Here is a 6102-nt window from a genome sequence, read left to right as displayed (position 1 = left end):
CAGCGGGAGCAGCTTGAGCGGGTGACGGTGGTGCAGCCGGTGTTGTTCGCGGTGGGGGTGGCGCTTTCGCGGGTGTGGGGTTGTTGGGGTGTGTCGCCGGATGCGGTGGTGGGTCATTCTCAGGGTGAGGTGGCTGCTGCGGTGGCGGCGGGTGTGTTGAGTGTGGCTGAGGGTGCTCGGGTTGTGGGGGTGCGGTCTCGGCTGGTGGCTGGTCTGGCTGGTGATGGGGGGATGGGCAGTGTGGCTTTGCCGGTGGCCCGGGTGCGGCGGCGGCTGGCTGAGTGGGGTGGTGCGTTGTCGGTGGCGGTGGTCAATACCGCCGAGTCGACGGTGGTGGCGGGGGACCGGCAGGAGTTGGAGGAGTTCCTCGCCGTGTTGGAGGGCGAGGGTGTGTCCTGTCGGCGGATCAAGGTGGATTACGCGTCGCATTCGCCGCAGGTGGATCCGGTGTTGGGGGAGATCCGGTCGGAGTTGGCTGATCTCGCACCGACAACGGGGGATGTGCCGGTGGTGTCGACGGTGCGGGGGGCTCGGGTCGACGGCAGCGAACTCGACGCGAATTATTGGGCGGACAATCTTCGCGAGCCGGTGCGGTTGGATCTGGCGTTGGAGGCACTCGCGCCGGGTGAGGACACGGTGTTCCTCGAGCTCGGTGCGCATCCGTTGTTGGTGGGCCCGCTCGGTGGTGCCGGGCATGTGGCGGTGGGCTCGTTGCATCGGGACGAGGACGGTGCGTCGCGGTTGCGGCAGGCCGCGGCGGAGTTGTTTACCCATGGCATCCCGGTTGACTGGGACACGGTCTACGCGGGCACCAACACACAGACCGTGGACCTACCCACCTACGCCTTCCAACGCCAACACTACTGGCTGCGGCCTACGGAGGTGGCATCCGCTGAACCGGCCCGTCTCGGCCTCGACGGCGGCGAGCACCCGTTGTTACCCGCCCGCACCGACCTGTCGGACGGCTCTGTCCTGTTCACCGGATCGCTCGACCGAACGGCGCAATGGTGGCTCGACGACCACCGGATCTTCGACACGGTGCTCGTGCCCGGCACCGCTCTGGTCGAGATGGCACTGCACGCTTCGCGGGCCGTAGGGCTCACCGGCGTCGGTGAAGCACTGCTCGCCGCTCCGCTCCCGCTGGCGGTCGATGAGTTCCGGCGAGTGCAGCTTCTGGTGGCGGAACCGGACGACGAGGGAAAACGTGCGTTCACGATCCACAGTCGTGCCGAATCGGACGGGAACGAGGCGACATGGGTGCGGCACGTCACCGGGACACTGGCGGCCCACGAACTCCCCGAACCCACACCCCTCGCCACGTGGCCACCCGAGGACGCCGTACCCGCCGACCTGACCGGGCTGTACGAACGACTCGCGGCACGCGGCTACGACTACGGACCGGCCTTCCGGGGCGCTACCAAGGCGTGGCACCTCGGCACGACGACGTTCGTCGAGGTGACATCTCCCCCGGAGATCACGCGGGACCCCGAGGGGCCACGGGCAGCGGAATTCGGTGTCCACCCTGCGCTGCTGGACGCGACGCTGCACTGCGTGCTGGAGACGGCGGCAGGCGAGGAGGCCTTGGTCCTGCCGTTCGAGTGGCGGCGCGTGGCGCTGCACGCGGTGGGGGCAACGGCGCTGCGCGCTCGCATCGAACGCGACGGGCGCGAGCTGCGCATCGACGCTTTCGACCTCGCCGGCCAACCGCTCGCCACGATCGAGGCCCTCGTCACACGGCCTGCGACCGAAACGCAGCTGAGCACGGCGTCCGATACGGACGCGCGGCAGCTCTACCGGCTCCGGGCGGTTCCACTGCACGAGACCGAACCCGCGGACATCTCCCGACGACGGTTCGTCGACGGGTGGACGGCCGACGTCGAGTCGGTCCTCGCCGACCTCGAGTCCGAACAGGCCACCACCGGGAAGAGCGATACCGCGCCGAGGCCGTTGCTCGTCGTCGACTGGTCCGGATCCGAGACCGGGCTGGAAGCGACCCGTGAAACGACGCTGCGGGGGCTGGAGTGGCTGCGGCGCTGGTACAGCTCCGACCGCGCGGCCTCGGTACGGCTTGTCTGGCTGACCCGGGGCGCACTCTCCTGCCGCGTGTCCGAACCGCCGGTCAACCCGGCCGCGGCTGCCCTCTGGGGCCTCGGCAGGACGGCCCGGCTCGAACATCCCGACCGCGACCTCGTGCTGTTGGACGTCGACGACACGGCCGAACCGGCTCTCACCGACCTCCTGGCACGCATTCCCGCGGACGAACCGCAGCTCGCGGCACGTCGGGGCGAGCTGAACCGCCTGCGCCTCGAATCCGAAGCGCGGACCCACGAGCTCGAAGAGCCCACCGCCGACGAGTGGCGACTCGACATCGGCGAGCGCGGAGACCTCTCGACGCTTCGGCTCACCCCTCACCCGGAAGCGGCGGAGAAGCTCCCGCCGGGATGTGTCCGCATCGCGGTGCGGGCAGGAGGCATCAACTTCCGCGACGTTCTCACCGCGATGGGCATGTATCCCGGCGAGGCGGAGCCACTCGGCTTCGAGGGTGCCGGGGTGGTGACCGAAGCAGCCGAGGACGTCGCAGACCTCGTACCCGGTGACCGGGTCGTCGGATTCTTCGCTTCCGCGTTCGCGTCGCTGGCGGTCGCGGACGCGAGGAAGGTCCGACCGATCCCGGACGCTGTCTCGTTCGCCGAAGCCGCCACGGTCCCGGTCGTTTTCCTGACCGCGAGCTACGCACTCGATCACCTGGCCGGAGTGATGAACGGGGAGCGGCTGCTGCTCCACTCCGCCGCGGGTGGTGTCGGCCAGGCGGCCATCCAGCTCGCACGCCTGCGGGGAGTCGAGGTGTTCGCCACCGCGGGCCCCGCCAAGTGGGACGAGCTGCGGGCACTCGGCCTGCCCGACGACCACATCGCCTCGTCCCGGGACACGGACTTCGAAACCGCGTTCACCCGGGCCACCGGAGGTGAGGGCGTCGACGTCGTGCTCAACAGCCTCACCGACGAGAAGATCGACGCCTCATTGCGGTTGCTCTCCCCCGGCGGTCGGTTCATCGAGATGGGCAAGACCGACGTTCGCGAGGCCGAGACGTTGCGGGAGAGCCACCCTGGTGTGTCCTATCGCGCCTTCGACCTCCTCGCGGAGGTAGAGCCCGCGCGCTTGGGGGAGATGCTGGACGAGGTCCTGGCGGACATGGCGCGGGAACGACTCCGGCCGTTGCCGTACCGCGCCGTCGACCTCCGCGGTGCGCGCGACGTGTTCCGAGTGATGGCGCAGGGCGGGCACACCGGCAAGCTCGTCTTCCAGCCGCCACGGCGTCCGCTGCGACGGGAGATCGACACCGCGGGGACGGTGTTGATCACGGGTGGCACCGGAGGACTGGCCGGTGCGCTCGCGGAGCATCTCGTGACGGTGCACGGCGTGCGTCATCTGTTGTTGCTCTCCCGATCGGGGAACGCGGCGTCCGGGACCGACGACCGCGTCGCGGAGCTGCTCGCGGCTGGCGCGGAGACGGTGCGCGTCGAGGCCTGCGACGTGGCGGACCGGCAGGCTCTCGCGGCCGTGCTGGACGCTGTGCCTGCCGCGCACCCGCTCACCGCCGTCGTGCACGCGGCCGGAGTGCTCGACGACGGGATGCTCGCCGAGCTGTCTCCCGAACGGGTGGGCAACGTCTTCGGCCCCAAGGTCGACGCGGCCTGGCATCTTCACGAGCTGACGCGCGAACTGGACCTGTCCGCGTTCGTGCTGTTCTCCTCGGTGATCGGCACTGTCGGAAACGCCTCACAGGGGGCTTACGCCGCGGCGAACGCGGCGCTCGACGCGCTGGCGGCGCGACGTCGCGCGATGGGACTCGCCGCGACCAGCATCGCCTGGGGAACTTGGGCGGACGCCGGTATGGTCACCCGCCTGGACACCGCGCTCCAGCGGCGGCTGCGCCGAGGTGGACTCGTTCCGCTCCGATCCGAGCAGGGACTTCGCCTGTTCGACCGGGTCCTCGACGCTGACCGGACGAACGAGGTCGCGGTGCGGGTCGACCAGCGAGCACTCCAGCGCACGGCCGACGAGGACCTCTCTGCGGTGCCGCCGGTGCTGCGCGGGTTCGTCCGGTCCTCGGCCCGCCGCGCCGCCGATGCCGCCGCGACCACGGACGGCCCGGTGCGGCGGCTGGCCGAACTGGACACGCCCGAGGCCCGGCACGAGGCGCTGCTCGAGATCGTGCGTAGCGAGATCGCCACCGTGATGGGGTTGCCGACCGCCCGGAGCGTCCCGGTCGGCGGTGGGCAGAACGCTCCGTCGCTGCGTGAACTGGGAGTCGACTCGCTCATGGCGGTCGAGATCCGCAATCGCCTGTCGAAACTGGTCGGGGAGTCGCTTCCGACGACGCTGCTGTTCGACCAGCCGACGGTCGACGCGCTCGCGCGCTACCTCGCGGACAAACTCGGCGAACCCGTACAGCGATCAGCGACCGCCTCGAGCACGACCACGGAGCGGGAAGCTCCGCTGGACGAGCCGATCGCGATCGTGTCCATGGCGTGCCGCTTCCCGGGAGAGGTCGACGGTCCGGAACAACTGTGGCGTCTCCTCGCCGACGGCGAGGACGGCATCACGGCGTTTCCCGAGCGGCCGGGCTGGGAAATCGACGGCCTGTACAGCCCGGACCCGGACGAGCCGGGACGTTCGGTGACCCGTGAGGGCGGTTTCCTGCACGACGCGGGCCGGTTCGACGCCTCTTTCTTCGGCATCAGCCCGCGGGAGGCGCAACGCATCGATCCGCAGCAACGCCTCCTGCTCGAGGTGAGCTGGGAGGCGCTGGAGCGCACGGGGATAGTTCCCGCCTCCCTCGAAGGCAGTTCCAGCGGTGTCTACTTCGGTCTGATGTACAACGACTACGGCGGAAGGCTGCTCGACCACCGCGAGTCCCTCGACGGTTATGTGACCGTCGGCAGTCTGCAGAGCGCCGCCTCGGGTCGGTTGGCTTACACGCTCGGGTTGCGGGGACCCGCGGTGTCGGTAGACACGGCCTGCAGCTCCTCGCTGGTGGGCATTCACCAGGCGATGCAGGGGTTGCGGCGTGGTGAGTGCGATCTCGCCTTCGCGGGCGGGGTCACGGTGATGACCACACCGTCCATGTTCATCGAGTTCAGTAGGCAGCGGGGGCTCGCTCCGGACGGTCGTTGCAAGCCGTTCTCGGAACTGGCCGATGGTGCCGGTTGGTCCGAGGGTTGCGGGGTGCTGCTGTTGGAGCGGTTGTCGGACGCGCGGTCCAACGGGCACGAGGTGCTGGCGGTGCTGCGCTCGGGCGCGGTCAATCAGGACGGCCGCAGTCAGGGGCTGACCGCCCCGAACGGTCCGGCGCAGGAACGCGTGATCGGCGCGGCGCTGCGAGCGGGCGGGCTCGCTCCCGACGAGGTGGACGCGGTGGAGGCCCACGGTACGGGCACGACGCTCGGGGATCCGATCGAGGCCAACGCGCTGCTCGCCTCCTACGGGGACGGGCACGACTCGGAGACACCGCTGTACGTGGGGTCGGTGAAGTCGAATCTGGGGCATCCGCAGGCGGCGGCGGGCGTTGCCGGGGTGATCAAGATGGTGCAGGCGTTGCGGCACGAGGAGTTGCCTCGTTCGTTGTATGCCGAGTCGCCGAGTTCGCACGTGGACTGGTCGTCCGGGCAGGTGCGGTTGTTGGACGAGGCGGTGTCCTGGCCGCGTCGGGAGGGGCACGTTCGTCGGGCGGGTGTGTCGTCGTTTGGGATTTCGGGGACGAACGCGCACGTCATTCTTGAAGAGGCGCCAGCGATCGAGGGGTTCGAACACGAGGGCGACGTGCGTTCCTCCTCGGGTGCTGCTTCGTTTCCGTTGGTGCTTAGTGGGCATACGGAGTCGGCGTTGTGGGCGAATGCGGCGCGGTTGGCGGAGTGGTTGCGGGAGGCGTCCGAAGGGGATGGGCGACTTCCTGAGTTGCGGGATGTGGCTGCTGGGCTGGTGACGAGGCGTACGGCGTTTGGGGAGCGTGTGGCGGTGCCGGTGTCGGAGCCGGCTGGGGCGGTTGAGCGGCTTCGGTTGGTGGCTGGTGGTTCGTTGCCGCAGGGTGCGGTGCGTGCG

Annotated in this window: 1 protein-coding gene; it reads left to right on the top strand. The window is 69.8% G+C overall.

Going from position 1 to position 6102, the window contains the following annotated elements:
- Positions 1–6102, top strand: a 6102-nt coding sequence (locus tag BLR41_RS22235; RefSeq protein WP_143013165.1) for a type I polyketide synthase, incomplete at both ends; no start/stop codon positions are given.

The sequence above is a fragment of the Actinopolyspora mzabensis genome (assembly GCF_900101095.1).
Lineage (GTDB): Bacteria > Actinomycetota > Actinomycetes > Mycobacteriales > Pseudonocardiaceae > Actinopolyspora > Actinopolyspora mzabensis.
This window is presented reverse-complemented; position numbering and strand designations above follow the sequence as displayed.